This window comes from Methanothermobacter tenebrarum (assembly GCF_003264935.1).
Classification (GTDB): Archaea; Methanobacteriota; Methanobacteria; order Methanobacteriales; family DSM-23052; genus Methanothermobacter_A; species Methanothermobacter_A tenebrarum_A.
This window is the reverse complement of sequence record NZ_QLOE01000007.1, coordinates 65,109-85,150: the sequence shown is the minus strand read 5'-3', so window position 1 is coordinate 85,150 and position 20,042 is coordinate 65,109. Positions and strand designations below refer to the sequence as shown.

The window sequence follows — 20,042 nt, the reverse complement described above, 5'->3', positions numbered from 1 at the left end:
ATCCCCATGCACCTCCCCCCTCCCTCCACACCCAATGTGGGGGGGCAACCCCCCATCTTATAATAAGGAAAAAATTAATAATTTTTCTTTGATGAAGACTAGCCCTTTCTACAAAAACATCAACAAGAAAATCCAATGCACGCTCTGTGAGAGAAGATGCAAACTTTCAAACGGAGAACAAGGAACCTGCAAAGTAAGATTCAACAAAAACGGTAAACTATACACACTAACCTATGGACGGCTAAGTGCAATAGAAAGCAGGCCAATAGAAATAAAACCATTCTACCACTACTGGCCGGGTTCAACCTCACTCACTATCGCAACATACTCATGCAATTTTTCATGTCCATGGTGCCAAAACTATCACCTCTCAAGGAGCCTGCCAAAGGGGGCTCCCTACACGCCACCAGGGGCCATTGTAAAGAAGGCTTTAATAAATCATGATGAAGGATTATGTCTCAGCTTCCAAGAACCAACACTATTAACAGAATACGCCATCGATCTCTTCAAAATAGGGAGAAAACATAGACTCTATGCATGCTATGTTTCCAATGGGTACATGACAATAGAAGCACTAAAGGCTCTGATTGACGCTGGACTCACTGGATTAAACATAGACATAAAGGGTGGGAAGGACGTTTACAAAGAATATTGTGGCGGTATAAACGTATACAAAATATGGAGAAACGTTAAAAAGGCCTTAGAAGAGGGAGTTCATGTAGAAATCGTGAATCTTGTTGTTACTGGTGTGAACGAAAATGACATAGATTGGGTAATAAAAAATCATTTAAAGTTTGCGGGTGAAGACACACCATTACACTTCACAAGATATTATCCGAGGTATAAGTTCACGAGCCCGGCAACTAGGATAGAAATACTTGAAGAGGCTGTGAAGAAGGCCCAGAGGGAGGGTATAAAATACGTTTATATAGGTAATGTGCCCGGTCATAGGTTTGAACATACATATTGTCCAGAGTGTGGGAAACTTTTAATAAGGCGGTTTTCTTATAAGATCCTGGATTATGGGATTGAGGATAGTAAGTGTCCGGAGTGTGGACAAAAAATAAAAATATATGGTCGATATATTTCCAGGGATGTTCTTTAACCTTACAATTTTTTTAATTGGATGAGACAGTCCAATGTGTGGAGGCCGCAAGACCCCACAGGTTAATACCCCTTTTTATTCTCTCTGAGTATTAGTAATACTCCATGAATTTTTAATATACTATTTTTATACCATCTCTAAATTAGTAATACTTTAGTTAAACTTATAAATAAGATTTTAAATAGAAAGGAAATTGAAGGGGGTGAATAATATTAAAAAATTAGGAAGCAGACAAATACTGTTTCTAACAGTTCTAGTAGTGTTAGCGGTTTCATTAACAGGATCGGCCTATGCAGACAATGCTGTGGGCGGCAAACCACTAGAAACGGTCCAAGAAGGTAATGTAACCGGTGACCTTGCAGTGGACTCCTATTATGGATTCAATGCAACAGACCCTTGTAATGTCACATACACATTCAACTACACAATACCATCAGATGCCAAGATAAAAAACGCAACACTATACGTGCTAGTATATTCAGGCCACATGCAAGAACCAAGACAAACATACATCAACGTAACCTACAACGGACAACTACTAGACAACCAATCACTCTACACCACATACAACTACCCCCCAGACGGAAACAATAACACTGCAATCCTCGGCCCTGGACACGACCAAGACCCATACCTAATGATAAACGACCATACAATGCGCGTAACAAGCGACTACCTACTATGGTACGACGTAACAGACAAAACAAACAAAGGCACAGACAATACAGTCAATGTATGCACCACAGGCTCATACGACGGCCGAATAAAACTCATAACACTGGTCGTGGCCTACAACCTCCCGGGAAGCACAACCGGGACAAGATACTGGATCAACCTCGGACATGATGTAAGCAGCTACAATGACGAAGGATACACAGGAGAAACATACTTCACGGGTACAGCACCCGGAACAATCAAAGATGTCACGTTGATGATAGTGCATGCAGCAAGCCAAGACGGAATCTACACATACAATGACCAGACCCTGCCAAATGGCACATACCAAAGACGAGGAACATACAGCGGATACGAAATATGGAACGTCACAGACCTCTACAACAACCAAACCAACAAATTCACATACCACAAAAGCCCAGGAACAGGACTATCAGGATACTACAAAATCATCCTAGCAATACAAAAGGTCACTTACACGCCAAATATCGACTTAAGATTCCAGAGCGTCCTCGTCACTGGTAGTGCGATATTTGCACTAGAAAACAATACAATAAAGTGCCTAATCAGAAACGTTGGCACTGAAAAATCACCAACAACAACACTACTATTATACGCCAATGACGAACTAGTCTCAAATGCAACCATACCCTCCATAAACCCAAATAGCAACGTTTATGTGAATATAACGGATCCCACGATAAGACCAGCCACAGCAGAGACGCTCTATGGTAACAATAACCAGAACATAACCTATAAATTTGTTATAGACCCATACAATGAAGTTCCAGAAACCAATGAAACAAACAACCAATATATAAAAAATTTCCCATTACTATACAATGGCTACAAAGGCAAAAGATGGGCCTACAACGGCTCAGACATTAACACAGTAGAAGTCTATGACGGCCAATACGGCATCGCATATTATGTGCAGCCTGACACAACCTATGCAAGTGGAACCACCGGATGGTCAAATTACACCGTAACATTCAACGGCACACAACCTAGCATACCAGAAAACGCAACCCCAATCACAGTATACTTGTATGTCCCATACAATTGGGATAACAAAGGCACAGACCCAAGAGAGGGCGCAGCACTAACATACCTAACAATACAATTCAACCAGGCAGTATTCCAACCAGGAAACTACACAAGATGGTACTGGGACCAATCAAACTTCGGAGGCTACCCAAACTACAAATACGGCCTACTAGTCTACAACGTAACAGAATACTACAACAAAAACCAGGATAACATTGTGAATGTCACATTATCAGTACCAGCAAGCCAGAGTACACACACACTTAGCATGTACCCATTCACACTACTAGTAATCTACAATGACAATACAGCGCCAAGAAGACAAATATTCATCGCAGAAGAATCCGACATCCTACTCCTAGGAGATACATATGGAACAAACCTCAACGAAACAATAGCATACACCAAATTCAACGGAACAGAAATAAACTTAGAAGATGTTGCAAACGCCACATATCATACATGGGCAGGCAATGCCGGACCAAACGAAGGAAACGTATACTTCAACGATCAAACCTTAGGATTGAATGTATGGCAAGGAAACAGCAAAACAGCATACCCAGAAGTATTCAATGTCACAGGAAAACTCCAACCAAATAATAACATAGCAGCCATACAGGGAACAGACTCCGGCGGCATGCTAGCACTACTACAAATCCTAGTAGTAGAATATAAAATAATACCGCCAGTAGCCAATTTCACAGCCAACCCAACAAGTGGAGTCCTCCCATTAACAGTACAATTCCAGGACTTGTCAACGGGAGCCTAGCCAATTTCACAGCCAACCCAACAAGTGGAGTCCTCCCATTAACAGTACAATTCCAGGACTTGTCAACGGGAGCCACAGAATGGCTCTGGGAATTCGGTGACGGTACAAATAGCACGGAACAAAACCCAACCCACACCTACACACAACCAGGAACATACACAGTAACACTCACAGTAAAAGGTCCAGGAGGACAAGACACACTAACAAAACAAGACTACATAACAGTCGCGAGAGTCATGAACTTAAACACTAATGAAACTTTCAATAAAATCCAGGATGCCATAGACGATAATGATACAGTGAATGGCCACACGATACTGGTAGGAGAGGGCAACTACACAGAAAACATAAACTTGAATAAATCTCTAGTATTGAAGGCTAATGGTCTTGTGACCATCATTGCAAATAACACAGGAAACAATGTTATCAATATAGCTGCAAATGATACCCAGATTGAAGGTTTCACAGTTACCGGGGCCGCTGATAGCGGTGCAGCAGGCATACTAATCAACGGTTATGATAGATGCACACTAATCAACAATACGGTCATCAACAACTACTATGGTATTAGGCTCATGAATGCAGAAGCTTGCACGCTTCGTAACAATAGCCTATGGAATAACACGCGCAACTTTGGAGTATTCCAGAAATTTGTGGAGGATATCGACACGAGCAACACAATCAACGGAAAACCAATATACTACCTAATGAACATCCAAGACTTAACTTTGAGTGAAGATGCAGGATTCATCGGCCTAGTGAACGCAACAAATGTCACAATAAATGGCATCAGCATTTCAAATTCACAACAGGGCATATTACTAGTCAATGCAACCAACTGCCACATCGAAAACATGACCTTAACACAGAATAGATTCGGCGCATACATCTACAATTGTAGCATAATAACAATCAAGGATAGCACGATAACAGACGCTGACAATTACGCTATACTGTTCCAACAACCAACCACTGGTAACACAATAGAGAATAATACTATAAGAAACTGTAGCAACGCCATATACTTCTACAACGGCGGCGTGACAAATAGCACGATACAATACAACAACGTGCAAGGCAGCGACTATGGTATATACGCCGCATCCGGATCCGGTAACAATACAATAGTATACAATAACATCATCGCTGGCGGATTAGTCGTATATGGCGCGAACAACATCGTAACAAATAACATAGTAAACCCAGGCGCGGCCAGATCAGTCATATACTTCTCTGGAAACAATAACCTCATAGCCAATAATACAGTCTACGTGGCGGATAAAAGCGGAATCCGCGTTGAAGGCGGAGGAAACAATACAATAATAGCCAACACAGCAATAGGGACAAACAAACAAGGATACGGTATCGTGCCACTAAATGGCGACATAATACAAGACAACATAGTAACAAACTGCAACTATGGAATATGGCCATTCAACGCCAAAAACTGCACGATAATAAGAAACAATGTCACAGGATGCAATTATGGAATCTATGTGACGAGTGGAGGCAACCATACTTTTATAGACAACATAATCAAAGAAAACACAAAAGGTATCAGACTAATAGGCACTGGTATCGGGGCCAGTACAGGGAACCTATTATACAATAATTACTTCATCAACAATACAAACCAGACAGAAGGAGATGCAAGCAATAACAATTGGAACACGACAGAAGGTGGCAATTACTGGTCAGATTACACGGGAGACGATCTTAACGGGGATGGTATAGGTGACGTGCCATATCAAGGAGATCAGAAACCATTAATCGTCGACTTAATGATTGAAGATCTTAATGTAATTGGTAATAGCGTACAAGTAAGGGTTAAAAATAATGGAAAAGCAGATATAACCAGAATAGACCCTACTGTGACATTCCCAGTCAAAATAGCCTACGATACTCAAGAATACCTGCACTATATAGATCCATTACCAGCCGGAGGATCACAAACAATCACACAAAATATCACTATCAGCCCGGGAAGCCACACAATCACCGTAAACATCCTATACAATGAAACAACACACTACCTCCAAGACACTAGTATAAGAGACGCTAACATCAACAATAACATTGCAAATATAACCCTATCATCAGACCTTAAAGTCACCAACATAACCTATAACCCAAGTAATGCAGCCGGACACCGCGAACTATTCGCCAACGAACCCAACACGATCAGCGTAACAGTATTTAATGAAGGAAACCTTGATGCGGGCCAATTCAAAGTGAAACTCATAATAGGAGAATATAATAATACAAAGATAATAGCAGGCTTGGCTGCAAATTCAACAGTCAACGTAACTTTTGATGACTTCACACCAACACTAACAGGACCCATAACTATTAGTGTCATAGTTGACAGTGATGATGAAATCGAAGAAAACAATGAAACCAATAACATATATGAGACAACAGGAACAGTCTACTACAACGGATACAAAGGCAAAAGATACACCGCAGGAGACGACATAAACACAATACTACTTCTAGAGGGCAAACTTGGACTAATTTATTCAACTGGCAATTCAACATATCGTGGCAGCGGATCAAGCAACTGGCAAACACCATACACCGTCACATGGACCCCAACAAACCTGCCAATACCAGAAGGAGCCACAATAAAAGAAGCCAGACTATATCAGCCATACACATGGAACACCGCACTTGGCATCCCAGACTTCACAGCAACATTCAACGGAGAAACCATAAACCCAACAGCACACTACAACGACACCAAAGGCTACGGAACAAGCAACTACCCAAGCGGACTACTAGTATACAATGTAACAAGCCTATTCAAGGCAAATGAAAACAACACCCTAGTACTTACAGCAGGCGCCAACACAACAACAGCACTCTACGGATCATACCTCCTAATAATCTACGAACACGAAAACGAAACCACCAAGACAATCATGATAAACGAAGAAGCAGACATGCTCTACAGCAGAACAGACTACGGCGTAAACAACACAGAAGCAACAGCATACGCAAACTTCAACAACATAAACTCCAATATAGTAAAAAACGCCACAACAATAATCATAATGGCCTCAGCAAACGAAGCCAACAAAAGCAAATTCTACTTCAACAACCAAGAATACACAGGATTCTGGCAAGACTACCTAACAGGGCCACAACTAGGATTCAGCACCTACAACATAAAAGAAGCCCTACAAAACGGGGCGAACACGGCAAAAATACAAAGCTACAACAACGGAAGCAACGGAGACAACATGGTAGCCCTAGGAAGCATCCTAATTCTAGAATATGAACCACCAATAGCCAATTTCACAGCCAACCCAACAAGTGGAGTCCTCCCATTAACAGTACAATTCCAGGACTTGTCAACGGGAGCCACAGAATGGCTCTGGGAATTCGGTGACGGTACAAATAGCACGGAACAAAACCCAACCCATACTTATACGCAACCAGGAACATACACCATAACACTCACAGTAAAAGGTCCAGGAGGACAAGACACACTAACAAAACAAGACTACATAACAGCCTACAAAGGCCCCGAATTCACCCTAGAAAACCTTACCGTGACACCAGGATCTGGCTTGGCACCATTAGATGTTACGGTGAGGGTTAATGTCACGAACACTGGTGATGTTGCAGGCGATTACACAGCACAGCTCAAAGTGAACAGTCAGGTAGTGGATGAGAAAACCGTTACAATAGAAGCCGGGGCTACAGTGACGGTGGAATTCACAAGGACGCTACAAGCTGGAACCTATAATGTAACAGTTGACAACATGGCACCCGTGACGGTTACAGTCCAGAAACCAGCCACATTCGAACTCAGCAATTTAACAGTCACGCCTACAACTGGCTTGGCACCATTAGATGTTACGGTGAGGGTTAATGTCACGAACACTGGTGATGTTGCAGGCGATTACACAGCACAGCTCATGATAAACGGTATAGTTGTAGCGAATCAGACAGTCACGGTAGGTGCTGGAGAAACCAAGACTGTAACATTCACGAGGACATTAGAGGCAGGATCCTACAACATAACAATAGACGACCTAACACCAGTGACGGTGACTGTGCTGAGACCAGCTAATATAACAGCAGGCAACCTTACTGTGACGCCAACTTCTGGCGTTGCACCACTAAACGTGACAGTATCCTGCAAGCTAACAAATACTGGTGATGTTGCAGGGAATTACACGGCACAGCTTAAGATAAACGGTACGGTTGTTGAGAGTCAGACAGTCATGGTAGGTGCTGGTGAAACCAAGACTGTAACGTTTATATATAGGTTGGTATCGGCTGGGACTTATAGTGTGGCGATTGATGGTTTGGTGCCGGTGAAGGTGAGTGTGGCTTCGGCTGGTGTTGGTTTAGGCGATCTTGTCTTGGCTGCAAAGACGGTTAAGGCGTATTATGAGCGTTATGGTAGGCTTCCAAGTTCTGTGACAATTGCTGGGCAAAGGTATAGTATGGCTCAATTGCTTTACTTGCTTACAAGGGCAACGGTCAACATAAACTTGGGCAACCTAAAAGCTATTAATCCAAGGGCTGTTGGAGCTCCAACTTCACCAAGTGGAAGCTACAGGCATGGCAGACTTTACAAGTCGGCTTATCTGCAAGTTGCAGCGAACATTCTATCATTCATTGACCGTTATGGTAGGGCGCCAAATTATGCAAGAACCAGCCTTGGCAGAATACCATTCCAACGCCTAGTCTACATGTACAGTAAGATCATAGCATTCTATGGAACAAACCACAGACTACCAAACTACGTCACAATATAAATTTTTTATTTTTAAATTTTTTTATTTAGAAGAGGGTGAGAGGCATGAAAAAGATTCAAAAGCTGGTGGGTGTTATCCTCCTAATGGTGGTATTATTCACGTTAATTTCTTCATCATATGCCGATCCATACTGTGGAGGCCTAAAACTTGAAACAATCAACAATGGGACTGTGAGTGGAGGTCTCTACTGTGACAGTTACCTTGGCACCAATGGACCGGCAGACTATAGCATGAATGACAAACCTGGCGCTTCTAGCGTAGTATATACTTTTAGGGATTTGCCCAGTAATGCCAATGTTGCATGGGCACAACTTTATGTGCTCGTATACCAGGGTCATATGCGGAATGATTATCCGCTCAACGTGAACATCACATATAATGGTCAACTCTTAGAGAGCACGCGCTTATCCTCACAGTATACTTTTCCTCAAGAAGATGAGGAAGCTCCACAATACCTTCAGATAAATGATCATATAGTGCGGGTTACAAGTGACTACCTTCTATGGTATGATGTGACTAATATCACGGGTACTAGGAATTGGGCTAATGTAACAACCTACAATTGCATTACAGATGGCCGCATAAAATTAATAACATTAGTGGCGGCTTATAACATCCCTGGAAGTAATAATACGGTTGCTTATTGGGTTAACATGGGCCATGATGTGGATACTTATTATTATGGGGGAGATTATGTTGGCGAAACAATTTTCAAGTCGAGTATTGCAGGCGACATAGAAGATGCTACTCTCACTGTCGTCCATGCAAGTAGTGTTGATGGTCAATATATATTCAATGATAGAAGATTGAGTGGGAACCAATTAACTGGAAGTTATAGCGGCTTGAACAAGTGGAATGTGACTAAAGTATTTGATCTTATGGGTGTGAATAGGTTAACATATGATCGTGTTGGCAATTTTTACAAGATAATCTTAGCTCTCTTGGAGGTCAAGTACAAGCCGCCTATAATCGCGAAACCTGACTTATGGATAACTTCAAATATTAAAGGGACATTTTTAAAGGGCTTAGCATATAATATAAGCGCATTTGTCGGGAATGGAGGTAACCTAGATGTTTCTGGGGTTAGGGTTGACTTCTTAGATAATGGTATGAGCGTGGATAGTCATATTATCCCAGAGATTAGGAGTGGGGAGACTGTAGAGATTAACTTTAATTGGACTCCAACAACAGCAGGTGCACATACACTACAATTCATAGTAGACCCGGAAAATAAGATACAAGAACTCAACGAGACAAACAACAAGTTTACATTGTCTTTGACGGTAGACCAGCCACGCCCTGACGTCATATTCAAAGGCATTGACTTGGCAGCTGATCTTATAGCCAATGAAACATACACACTCATGGCGCGAATATCAAATGTTGGTCCAGTAGATGCAGGTCAGGTCAGGGTTGATTTTTATGATAATGGTGTGAAGCTTGGCACTCAGATTATCCCAGTACTTGCTGGTGGCGAGACAACTACAATAGGATTTACTTGGACTCCAACAACAGCAGGCGCACATACACTACAATTCATAGTAGACCCGGAAAATAAGATACAAGAACTCAACGAGACAAACAATGAATATAACAGGTCATGCACTGTTAAAAAGAGTGGTAATATCCTAGTCTTCATTGTAAGTGATGAAGGACAATCAATGGTCATTAATCAAGCGGCCCATGATGCAAACGTCCTAGGATATGCTCCTATAAGAGAGAAGGTCCAGATACAGATCAGAAGTTGCGATCAGTTAACTAAAATGTCAGATGATGAACTCTTGAACCTTCTAGCAGGTTGTGACATATTCATAGGAGAATATCTCAGTGACACTGCATCTTCACGTCTACAACGTCTACTTTCAGCGCACCCCGAAATAACAAACAAAACCAGTGGCATGTTCCTTATATTAGAACCGGCGATAGTCTATAATCCAGCATACACAAGCTTGATGAAATACTCAAATATTAAGGGAGAATATATTCTCTCTAATGTTTCAGATGGGCTTCTAATCGACTACTATGGTAACACGACGAAAGGCACCAACTTCGAAGCAGTACTAAATTATACAGAATCCTGTACTGATATCCCTATAGAATATAATATGGCAGTACTCTACAAGGATATCAATAATAAGCAGGCCTTCGTAAACCAGATTGTCTGGGCTCTCAACCTTATAGGTGTTCCTAATACTGGCTATTGGAAACCTCCAACATGGGCGACCAGTGGCGAAAAACCCTATGGCATATACCGTTATGGCTGGTATGAAAATCTTACAGAATATGCGAATAAATATTTCAAAGCAAACGCCATAGGTTGTATAGGACTTCTCGAAAGCAAAATGTATGTGGACAGCCAGAAACTACAACCATACTATGCCATCATTGATGCATTAGAAGCTAGGGGATTCAATGTCATACCAGTAGTAGCATATGGGGCCAAACCAGAACAATTAAGGGTTATGGTAGAATCATTCACAGATGCTCCTAGCGTTGAAAGCTTCTTCGCAGATCCATCCAAATATAAAGTATATGTTGACGCCATAGTGAGCATGCCAGCCTATGGACTAGGCGGCGACTTCTTTACAAACGTGACAAAATTCTTTGAACTCATAAATGTACCCGTATTCAAAGCATTACACTCTGATTATCTTCTTCCAGAACAATGGGAGCTCAGCACCCTAGGATTAAGGCAACTTACAGGTGACAGATGGTGGCACATAGCTATCTCAGAAGCCCAGGGGATTATAGATCCGACTATAGTGGCCACGAATTCCGAGCCGATTACAGATCCGGACACAGGATTATCATATAGTCTCTATCAAATAATACCAGCAAATATTGAGCATCTCGCCGACACAATAAAAGGATGGGTTAAACTGAAAAAGTTGAAGAATAATGAAAAGAAAGTGGCGCTGATCTACTATAATTATCCACCTGGAAAGGATAACATCGGCTCAAGCTACCTTGATGTTATAACAAGCATCTATAATCTTCTCAATATCCTTAAAGAAAATGGATATGATGTCAAGGACATACCAGTTAATACAACCATACTCCATGATATGATAATCCAGAAGGGTATTAACGTCGCGCCATGGGCCCCTGGAGAACTTGAAAAGCTTGCTGAAAATGCAATACTCTACCCAGTAGATAAGTACATTGAATGGTTCTCTAAACTTGATCCTATAACAAAAATACAAGTCATCGAAGGACCCGTAGGATATATTGGAGAACTATGCAGAAGAGCAGTAGCACTAAATTATACAACTGGCATGGAAGACCGCATAGACTCCTGGTACAATGGTATAATCTCATTATTACCAGAGAACAGGACAAGTGTGGCCATACCCTTATTAGATAATATAGTGGCTTCTCTCAAGAATTATGTTTTAACAGGAGACCAGAAGTATTATGATAAATTCCTAGATTATAAAAGACAATTTTTCGCACTTAATATCAGCGGCTTATCTGGCTGGGGCGAGCCACCAGGGAATATTATGACAATAGAAAAGAATGGCACGAGATACTTTGTAATCCCGGGGATTTGGTTCGGCAACATATTCATTTGCCCAGAACCACAACGTGGATGGGAAGGCGACATTAATAAACTCTATCATAGTATGGTGGTGGCTCCACCACACCAGTACCTTGCAGTCTATGCTTACTTGCAAGAAAGTGTGGATGCGATGGTTCATCTTGGAAGACACGCCACCTACGAATGGCTCCCAGGAAAAGAGGTGCTACTAGCACCATATGATTTCCCAGAAGTCGTTACTGGGGCCACGCCCCAAATCTATTACTATATAGTTGATGGACTCGCAGAGGGTATCCAAGCTAAAAGAAGAGGATCAGCTGTTATAATAGACCATCTAACACCACCATTAACATTCACGGCATTATATAGTGGATACGCTTCACTTGCAGCTTTGGTGAGTCAGTATGACGTTGCTGATGAATCAACGAGGACTGAAATAATCGATAAAATAAGGAAAACAATAACAGATAATAATCTAACAACACTCATAGAAATGACAATGGGGGTCTCACTCAACAAACTAGACGGGGATGAACTAGTCGAAACAATAGAAGATTACCTTGGACTAATCCAGAATACGTTACATCCTCATGGTCTACATGCTATTGGCAAGAATTGGACAGAAGATGAAGTGTCCATGCTAGTTTCGTCAATACTCTCAGTACCATTCCCAGTTTCCACCACAGAAGAGACAACATTACAGGATGAAATAGCCCTCCTAGTCTATGGAAAATCCTATGGAAACCTCACTAACATACAAAAGGAGAAAGTACAAGAAAAATGTATTGAAACTGTGAAGAGCATAATCAACAATGGCTTGAATGCAACACTCAACAATCTAACTGATAGGCCAACAAAGAGTCTAAGAAGGGCATTAGAATTAGCCCAGGAATATGTGAAGAAAGTATATGAAAGTATAAATGCTGAAATAGAAAGTTTATTAGATGCTTTGAATTGTGGTTATATTCCACCAGGGCCCGGTAACGATCCAGTGAGCAACCCTGATGCCTTGCCAACTGGTAGGAATTTCTTCCAGGATCAGGCTGCCGAAATACCTACGAAGAGTTCATTTGAATATGGTAAAACCTTGGCGTTATTAACACTTCAGAACTTTAATGATACAGTGGAAAAGATAGCTGTTGGAATATTCTGCACTGAAACAGCACGTGATGATGCTGCATTGGTGTCAATGGTATTAGTATTGCTTGGAATGGAACCTGATTGGTCAGATTCTCCAAGTGCTGGTGTAGGGGGTGCTAAACTCAAAGAGATGCCAAAATATGTTGAACTCGAAAAACTAGTGCGCCCAGAAGGATGGAAGAAAAAGAGAATCGATGTGGTAATTATAACAACTGGCCTATTCAGGGATCTTTACAGCAGGCAAGCCGGATTATTAGATAAAGCATTCAGAGTAGCTTTGGCCAGATCATACTATACGATCCTAGATAATAAAACACTTAAACAAAAATACGGTGACAAAATAGAAAAAGCCCTAGATTATGTATTGGGGCCGGTTGGATTTTATGGTGTTGGTGACGAACCATTAGATTACAATTATGTTGCTAAACATTGGGTTGAAGACTTCGAATATTATATGTCACTTAACATGACAGCGGAGATCGCAGGGGAATATGCGATTTCAAGGATATTCGCCCCACCAGAAAACGATTACGGAGCAGGAATCAGTAAAAGCATACAATTAAGTTGGACATGGCAAGACAGAATGCAACTTGCAGATTTCTATCTTAACAGGATGGGTAACATATACTCAAGTAATTATTGGGGAGCATCCAATCCACTAGTCTTTAAAAGAGCGCTTACCGGTGTTGGAACAGTATACACGAGCAGAAACACTAACCTCTATGGTGTCCTGGACAATGATGACTTCTTTGATTACTGGGGTGGACTTTCACTCGCAATAGAAAGAGTGAATGGTCGCGCGCCAACAATGTATGTTCTAAGTTATGGTAACAAGGCCACGCCCAAAGCATTGACAATTGAGAGCTTCATAAGTCAGGAAGCAGCAACCCGTTACTTTAACCCTGAATGGATCAAGGGCATGATGCAAAGCGACCCTACTGGCAGATACATTAGTAGAAAGTTTATTTCTAACTTGTGGGGATGGACAGTTACAAGATCATCATATACGAGTGGAGTGGGTTCTTCACAACAATTTTACAGTTCATTATGGCAGACAACATACAATGTATATTTACGGGACAGTTATGGTATTGGGGTTACAAATTGGCTTTCAAGTGGTAACAGAGCATATGCTATGATAAGCGCTACTGCCACTATGCTAAACGCTATATATACTGGTTATTGGAAAACTGATGAGAATACTCTTAGAAGCATAACTAATATGTGGGCTTCGGCAATTTCACAATATGGTGTTTCATGTTGTGATTGTAGCTGTGGAAACATTGCTATGATACAGTGGGCTATGCAGTATGTGAATCCTAATCTTTTAACTGGGGTTAAAGCAAGAATTTATGGTGCCACGCAAAACAGTGCCTTTGCATCTTCTGGATCGCCAGGGCAGCCAGGAACTCCGGGGGCTCCAAGTGTCCCGGGACAGCCCGGGCCGACACCGGGTTACACAGGAACTCCAGGTACAGGAACGCAGGGGACAAGTGCAGGTTCTATGGGTGCAATGGCTGGAGTAACAGGAGCAGTAGGAGCAGCTGCAGGAGCTGTGGGAGGTACAGGTCCAGGGACTTCTGGCGGAGTTTATGAGGTGAGTAAAGTTGGTGGAACGTCCGGGGCAAGCGCTGGACTGCCGGTGTATGCGGTTGCTGGTATCATAGTCCTTGTGGTTCTTGTTGGCGTGGGATATTTCCTTGGGGGGCGTGGAAAAATCTAGTTTTTCCTTTTTCTTTTTTTGACCAAAAAAGTTAATGTGTAAACTTTACTATAAAGACATGGTTTTATTGATGGGCTTAAAAAGATTGGAGGAGTTTCCAGGTAAAAATTTGCCTAGTTAGGATCTACTAAGGAAGTTAACAGATTTATAGGACAGGAAAATATTATTACTTTGGTATTATTACCCGGATTATTAAGTATTGTGTGTCTTGTTGGTGAAATGCCTACAACAAGCTTTCTTTTATGGTTTATTGATGCACTTGTACCGGCGACAATTTTAGATTATAGGATCGATGATGCCCAGAATGTGGGCAAAAAGTAAAAATATATGGCCAATACATCCCCTAGGATGTTTTTTTGGCTCTCATTTCTGATTAAGGTGCCTATGGAATGCCACACTATCTGTTATCGGGTCTTATTTTAAGAGCGAAGTTTTCGCGTTTAAATATAATTTCCAAGAGAAAAAAAGGCTGTTTATTATTTCAAATTGTTAATTTTTAATTTTTTTAGAAGAAAATTGATTTTGTAGGATGATGAGACCTAGATTTTCTTGATCAAAAGCTTAAGGTGCTGTTTTCCCATTCTTTGAAGTAAAATGTTGACCAAATTTGCTTAATTTACTTTCAACTGCATGTTCTTTTTTTCATTGGCGGCTGTAATATCCTATTTTTTTGGTGTATATTTGGTAGAGTGTTGTGAGGGTGGCTGGTATTGCATGTTCTGTCGCGAAGGTTATGTAGGGTGTTAAGTCTATTATATAGTCTGCGAATTTGAACAGTCCTCGGGGTATTCCTTCTCTTGATCCTATGAGTATGATTATTTCTTTTGATTTTCTCAAGTCTTTTTTCAGGTTTTCTTTTATCGTGTTTATTGTTTTTCCTTTGGGGTCTGTTATTATTATTGTCCTGTTTTTCCTTTTTTTGTCCCTTATTGCCTGGTAGAGGTCCCATAGGCTTATTGGGACCTTCTTTGTGGGCCATGGGTATGCTTCTTTTTGTATCATGTATCTTGATTTTTGCCCTTTTTTTATCCCTTGTATGAATTCTGCTAATTGTTGTGCGTCCATTTTTTCTTTTGGGGCTATTATGAGTTCTTTGATTTCGTAGGCTTGGGCTGCTCTTCCTATTTTTTCCCCGAATTTTCTGACTATTTGTGGTTTGCCCCAGTATGGCATTTGGATTATTGTTGTTTTGTGGAATAGGTTTCTTGCGTTTTCTTTTTCTGGTGTGTATTTTTTCCATTTTTCGCCTTTTTTGATGGATATGTAAGTGTTTTCTCCGATTATTTCGACTTGTATTATCTTTTCTGGGAAGTTGAGGTCTACTGTGGCGTTTGTTAATTTTAGTATTTTTTCTCCGAGTTTTTTGTTTACTTGTGGACTTGTGAACTTGTGTTTTCCTCTTCTTTTTGTTTTAACTGCGAATGTTTCACCCTCTTTTATGTGTTCTGCTATTTTCTCCGCTTTTTCTAGGATTTTTTCTATTTTGGATTTTGTTTTGTAGTTTACTGGGATGGTTCTTTCTATTTCTGGGATGGTTTGGAGTTTTTCTGTGGCTTTTTTATCTGATGTTTTTAGTATGATTAGGCCTGAGTAGCCTTCTGGTGTTATCCAGGTGTTTGCATTTTTGAGTTTTTCTTGTATGTAGGATGCTGCGGTTCCTTCTAGGCCTTTTTGTGTTTTTATGATGAATTCCATGGTTGTTCCCTCCTATTGTGGCAAAAAATTTATATTAAAAAATATTTTAATTTTGCTTAAGTATAATTGAAAAGTGTTATTACGGTGGGCCTTAAATCAGCCCATATAGTAATAATACAATTTATATATTAAATATTATATAATTTGAAAAGGGTGAAAAAATTGGATCTCGCAAACATCCTATGGGAAGCAGGGATACTTTCAGTCATACTACTCTTCGGCGCCAAAATAGGGCTGGCAATGGGACTCGCAGGACTCTCCAAGAAAAAGGCAGCAACCATAACAGTAGCCTATGCAACTGGTATACTAGGACTCTCTGCCCTGGCAAACCCCTACATGGAAACATTACACCAATACTTCACAGAATACGCCTCCATCATGACAATAACAATGGCAACGATCCTAATAGTAGCCGGAGCATACACCATCAAAGAATGGAAACAACACCAAAAAAATACAGCCACAACCACCTGCCTGGCGATGATAGCACCATGCCCATGCTGCTTCGGAGCCGTAACCCTCAGCATAATACTAATAGCACCACTAATAGGGGCCACAGCACTCACAATAGGAAAATACGCCGCAATCCTATTAGGAATATTCATAGCAATATTCTACCTAACCTCAAAAATCATAGCAAAAGCCTCCAAAAAACCATACCCAATACTATTAGGCAACTTCATGCTATTCGCAGGCCTATACTTCTTAGCATCAGCCATAGTCCTACCCAACATAAACAGCGTACTATCATCAAAGATGAGTCCCATCACAATACCAAACCCCCAAACATTAGCATATGCTATAATAGGCGCCATAATCCTTATAGGATTTGGAATATTCATAAACAGGAAAAATAGCACACTAATAAACTAAATGAGGTGATATACGATGGTCGCAGTACCGGGCAGCGAAATACTAAGCGCAGCCCTCCACGTAGTCTCCCAAAGCCTACTAATACCAGTCATAGTAGGACTACTACTATTCATGGGCTATGCCATAATATCACTAGGCGGCCTACTCTCAGAATACTCAAACAGGATAAAAATCGAAGTAAATGAGATAAAAAATGCCATATTCTCAATGTCAAACCCGGGCAACCCAGAAAAGATAACAGAAATAATAGAACCCCTAAAAATCCCAGAAAGCCAAAAAGAGATACTCACAGAAATCGCGAAAACAACAAATTTAAACTCAAATACAAGAGAAGCGCTCGCAAGGAAACTCATAGAAGCAGAAGAACTAAAAATCGCCAAAAGCCTAGAAAAGACCGACATAATAACAAGACTCGGACCCACACTAGGACTTATGGGAACACTCATACCCATGGGCCCAGGACTAGCAGCCCTCGGAGCAGGAGACATACAAACACTAGCACAGGCAATAATCGTAGCCTTCGACACCACAGTAGTGGGCCTCGCAGCAGGAGGAATATCATATGTCATATCAAAGATAAGAAGAAGATGGTACGAAGAATACCTCTCCAACCTAGAAGCATTAGCAGAGACAATACTAGAGGTGATGAAAGATGCTACGCCGAAGACGGCGGAGGCTACTTGGAGATCAAAATGAAGAAGACCCCATGGCAGGATCAGCCAACATAGTAGATGCAATGCTAGTACTCTCAGTGGGCTTCCTAATATTCCTAGTAATCTCATGGAACATGCAAAGTGTTGTATTCTCCAATATGTCACCAGAGGAACGCCAGGCAGCCATGCAAGCCATAAAACAAGTAGTTGAAATACAACAAGGAAAGGAACTTAACACCACCCCAGAGGTTGTCTCTGGATCCGGCTCGGGCATGGTACAATTAGGCACAGTCTACCAGGATCCCCAGACAGGTAAACTTATCATGGTACAAGGAACCTAACATGATAGAAGTTATACCAGTTTTGGATCTGATGGGCTCATTAGCAGTCTCGGGCAAATCCGGGAAAAGAGAAGAATACAAGCCACTAGAGAGCATATTCTCAGCATCTCCAGACCCCATAGAGATAGCATTATCCCTAAAGAGGGCAGGGGCCCGGAGAATATATATAGCTGACCTTGACGCTATCACAGGCCAAGGCTCCAACATCCAACTTATCCAGGAGATAAACCATATAATACCAGTGATGCTAGATTTCGGAGTCCAAGACTTCAAGAGTTTTAAATTCGGTTTAAACATAGCATGGCAAGTCATAGTCGCGACAGAAACCCTAAAAGACATTAACGAATTAAAAAAGATTTTTAAAGTTTTCCCCAAATCAAGGATAGTGGTGAGCATCGATACAAAAAACGGCCAACTATACTCCAAAAACCTAAACATGACACTAGAAGAATTCAAGGACATCCTACTCCAACTAGACCCTGGAGAAGTCATATTACTAGATTTGACAAGGGTAGGCACACAAAAAGGCATCAATAAAAAACTCATAAAAAAATTCATAAAATTTGACATAATCCCAGGTGGGGGTATAAAACTCCAAGACATACCACTATTATCATCCATAGGCATCAAGAAAATACTTGCTGGCACAGCACTCCACCAAGGAAAAATCCCATTACATATAAGGTGAACCCAGTTGGGATACCTATTAATAGGCCCAATAACCCGAGACAAGAACATCATACAAGGCAAAGAAATCTTAAAAATAGGCGGACCAGTATACTACCAATCGAAGGTCTTCTCAAAACTTGGAATAGAACACACAAGTATCATAACGCTCTCAAAGGAAGACAAAAAACTCCTAGAAGAGTTCCCCCCAGAGACAAGAATAATACCCCTTTGGAAAAATAATACACTAAAATTTGAAAACATATACCTCAACCACGAAAAGAGGATACAAAAATCAAATTTCGCAAAGAACATCATCAAAACCAATGATATAAAAAAACTGATCAGAAACAGATGGGATGCCATACTCCTAAATCCACTACTACCAACTGACATACCAACCCAAACACTCGAATTTATAGCAAAAAAACAAGATAGAGTCTACCTAGGCCTACAAGGTTATCTAAGAACAGAGGAAGATGGTAGAGTATCCCTCAGACCACCAGAGGATGCTGAGAGGATTCTTGGAATGGTTGATAAGGTGTTCCTCGACGAAGAAGAGGCCAAGATTTTCAACCCAAACCTAATAGAAGCTGCCATGCTTTTAGGATCCATGGGACCATCAGAGACTATAATCACATGTGGCGAGAGAGGCTCCATAATATACTCCAAGGGGAGAATATGGAAGATAAAAGCCGTCCCGGCAACTAGAATAGCCGACCCAACAGGACTAGGGGACATATACATGGCAGCCTACATACATATGAGGAAGAAAAAACCACCAATAGAAGCTGGAGAATTCGCCTCAAAGATGGCCACAGAAAAAATAGAAGGTAAACTCTTAGACCCCTAATACGGCGCGTAGTATAATAAATGGTAAAAGTCCCGCGCTAAAAAATAGTACTACCCCTATTATCACCTGTTTTTTGCTTTCATCCATCATACCATTACAGATTAAGATTATGCTCAGAAATCCGAGGATAGCCGGCATAACATGAGAATAGAATATTGAACCTGTAAATGTTTCCCCAACCAAAACAATCAC

Annotated in this window: 11 protein-coding genes; 9 read left to right on the top strand and 2 right to left on the bottom strand. The window is 41.1% G+C overall.

Going from position 1 to position 20,042, the window contains the following annotated elements:
- The first annotated feature begins 91 nt into the window (after positions 1–91).
- From DPC56_RS06270 to DPC56_RS06255, 4 genes are all read left to right on the top strand, one after another.
- Positions 92–1,105, top strand: a complete 1,014-nt coding sequence (locus tag DPC56_RS06270) for a radical SAM protein (protein ID WP_112094228.1) — start codon at positions 92–94, stop codon at positions 1,103–1,105.
- Positions 1,106–1,307: 202 nt separating this feature from the next.
- Positions 1,308–3,596 (top strand): DUF3344 domain-containing protein, encoded by a 2,289-nt coding sequence (locus tag DPC56_RS06265; protein WP_112094219.1) that lies wholly within the window; start codon positions 1,308–1,310, stop codon positions 3,594–3,596.
- Entirely contained in the window at positions 3,557–8,368 is a 4,812-nt protein-coding gene (locus DPC56_RS08425; protein WP_348638839.1) for a DUF3344 domain-containing protein, read from the top strand. Before DPC56_RS06265 ends, DPC56_RS08425 begins: the two co-directional genes overlap by 40 nt.
- Before the next feature lie 44 nt (positions 8,369–8,412).
- Positions 8,413–14,769: a cobaltochelatase subunit CobN gene (locus tag DPC56_RS06255; protein WP_245923938.1), complete on the top strand. Its 6,357-nt coding sequence runs from the start codon at positions 8,413–8,415 to the stop codon at positions 14,767–14,769.
- A 642-nt stretch (positions 14,770–15,411) separates the two neighbouring features.
- Here DPC56_RS06255 and DPC56_RS06250 read toward each other — a convergent pair.
- A complete protein-coding gene (locus tag DPC56_RS06250; RefSeq protein ID WP_112094217.1) occupies positions 15,412–16,464 on the bottom strand; it encodes an SPOUT family RNA methylase in 1,053 nt (350 codons plus the stop codon).
- 162 nt (positions 16,465–16,626) lie between these two features.
- Here DPC56_RS06250 and DPC56_RS06245 point away from each other — a divergent pair, with 162 nt between their 5' ends.
- From DPC56_RS06245 to DPC56_RS06225, 5 genes are read left to right on the top strand one after another with little or no spacing between them, the layout of a single operon-like run.
- Positions 16,627–17,337 carry a DUF2162 domain-containing protein gene (locus DPC56_RS06245; RefSeq protein WP_394339529.1) on the top strand — a complete coding sequence of 237 codons (711 nt, stop codon included), beginning with the start codon at positions 16,627–16,629 and terminating at the stop codon, positions 17,335–17,337.
- A 15-nt stretch (positions 17,338–17,352) separates the two neighbouring features.
- Positions 17,353–18,033 carry a MotA/TolQ/ExbB proton channel family protein gene (locus DPC56_RS06240; RefSeq protein ID WP_112094216.1) on the top strand — a complete coding sequence of 227 codons (681 nt, stop codon included), beginning with the start codon at positions 17,353–17,355 and terminating at the stop codon, positions 18,031–18,033.
- Complete coding sequence (locus DPC56_RS06235) at positions 17,990–18,331, top strand: DUF2149 domain-containing protein (protein ID WP_112094215.1); 342 nt, start codon at positions 17,990–17,992, stop codon at positions 18,329–18,331. Before DPC56_RS06240 ends, DPC56_RS06235 begins: the two co-directional genes overlap by 44 nt.
- A 1-nt stretch (position 18,332) precedes the next feature.
- Positions 18,333–19,019: a HisA/HisF family protein gene (locus tag DPC56_RS06230; RefSeq protein WP_112094214.1), complete on the top strand. Its 687-nt coding sequence runs from the start codon at positions 18,333–18,335 to the stop codon at positions 19,017–19,019.
- 6 nt (positions 19,020–19,025) lie between these two features.
- On the top strand, positions 19,026–19,850 hold the full coding sequence (locus DPC56_RS06225) for a PfkB family carbohydrate kinase (RefSeq protein ID WP_112094213.1): 825 nt from the start codon (positions 19,026–19,028) through the stop codon (positions 19,848–19,850).
- On the opposite strand, the gene DPC56_RS06220 is transcribed toward DPC56_RS06225, so the two are convergent.
- Entirely contained in the window at positions 19,839–20,042 is a 204-nt protein-coding gene (locus tag DPC56_RS06220) for a hypothetical protein (RefSeq protein ID WP_245923937.1), read from the bottom strand. The two genes, DPC56_RS06225 and DPC56_RS06220, sit on opposite strands and share 12 nt — an antisense overlap.